Origin of the sequence: Gluconacetobacter tumulicola (genome assembly GCF_014174215.1) — a bacterium.
GTDB lineage: Bacteria > Pseudomonadota > Alphaproteobacteria > Acetobacterales > Acetobacteraceae > Gluconacetobacter > Gluconacetobacter tumulicola.
Genome location: NZ_JABEQL010000064.1, coordinates 1 through 1,555 on the forward strand (window position 1 = coordinate 1; position 1,555 = coordinate 1,555).

Sequence of the window (1,555 nt, forward strand, 5' to 3'; positions counted from 1 at the left end):
CAGGCCGCCGCCCGGCACGATCATATGGACATGGGGATGGTGGGTCAGCGCCGCCCCCCAACTGTGCAGCACGGCGGTGATGCCGATGCGCGCGCCCAGATGCCGGGGATCGGCGGCGATCGTCATCATGGTCTCCGAGGCCGCCTGGAACAGCAGGGCGTAGAGAACGGCCTTGTTCTGGAGGGCGATGTCGGCGATCCGTGCCGGCAGGGTGAAGACGACATGGAAATAACCGACCGGCAGCAGATCGGCCTCCCGTTCGGCCAGCCATGTCCGTGCGGCGTTCCCCTGACAGCGCGGACAATGACGGTTGCGGCAACTGTTATAGGCAATGCGCCAGTGTCCGCAGTCCCCACAGGCCGCGACATGGCCACCAAGGGCCGCGGTGCGACAGTGTTCGATCGCCGACATGACCTTGAGCTGCTGCAGGGGGAGACGGCCGGCATGGGCTGCCCGCCAGGCAGGACCGGCAGCCCGGAAGATGTCACCCAGTTCGAGCGAGGCGGACATGACCGCCCCCGCTCCAGGATCAGCCGTCGGGCCTCGCCTGCGCCGTCGCCAGGATCCCCAATGTGTCGAGCGGACTGGTCACCGCCCGAACCGTGCGGGTGGCGACCCTTGTATAGAGCGCCGTGCTGTCGAGACGGGCGTGACCCAGCAGGGCCTGGATCACGCGGACATCGACGCCATCCTCCAGCAGATGCGTCGCAAAACTGTGCCGCAATGTGTGCGGACCGACCCGTTTGCTGATCGACGCAGCGCTCGCCGCCGTGACGACCACACGATGCAGTTGCCGGGTGCAGAGGGGCTTCATCGCGTTCTGGCCAGGAAACAGCCAGCCGTGAGGATGCATCACGCCCTGCTGGCGGCCGAGTTTCCACCACTCCCGCAGCAACGTCAGCAGGTCGGCCGGCAGCATGGCGTTGCGGTAACGGCCCCCTTTGCCCCGCTCGACCCGCAGCAGCATGCGCGCGCTGTCGATATCGCTCACCTTGAGGGCGGCGACCTCGGCGACGCGCAGGCCCGCCCCATAGGCGACCGAGAGCGCCACCTGGTGCTTGAGGCAGGTGGTCGCGTTGAGCAGGCGGGCAACCTCATCGCGGCTCAGCACGACGGGCAGGGTGCGGGGATGTCTGGTGCGAACCAGCTTGCGCGCAAGATCAGGCCGGTCGAGCGTGTAGGTGAAGAAAAACCGCAGCGCCGACACGATACTGTTCATCGTCGGTATCGGCAGGCCGGCCTCGTGCTGCTCGATCTGGAACTGACGGACCTCCTCCGCCGTCGCCGTGTGCGGAGAACGGCCCAGATGGGTCGCAAAACGACCGACATCACGGATATAATTGCGCTGCGTCTCGCGCGAGAACCCCCGCATCGTCATGTCGTCGATCAGGCGCTGGCGAAGAGGGCTGATCGCGCCTGCAGAAATGAGCTCCGTCATCATCTGGCTCCTTGTGTTGGACACAAGCCAGAGTGCGGCGGACCATCAGGTCAGCTTCAAATAAAACACCTGTTTCACGCCGTGGTGACAGACAGCCACGCTACACCATTCCCGCGC

Annotated in this window: 2 protein-coding genes; both read right to left on the reverse strand. The window is 65.9% G+C overall.

All coding sequences use genetic code 11. From position 1 onward, the window contains the following. The coding region (locus HLH29_RS19220) for an IS91 family transposase (protein WP_182968975.1) at nt 1-510 on the reverse strand (510 nt) is incomplete at its 3' end. Between the two features lie 19 nt (nt 511-529). Next, a complete protein-coding gene (locus HLH29_RS19225; protein WP_182968976.1) occupies nt 530-1,441 on the reverse strand; it encodes a tyrosine-type recombinase/integrase in 912 nt (303 codons plus the stop codon). Nucleotides 1,442-1,555 lie beyond the last annotated feature (114 nt).

What these genes read in the sequence shown, in the direction of transcription:
- HLH29_RS19225 (WP_182968976.1), bottom strand. Translation starts at nt 1,441, where the DNA reads ATGATGACGGAGCTCATTTCTGCAGGCGCGATCAGCCCTCTTCGCCAG.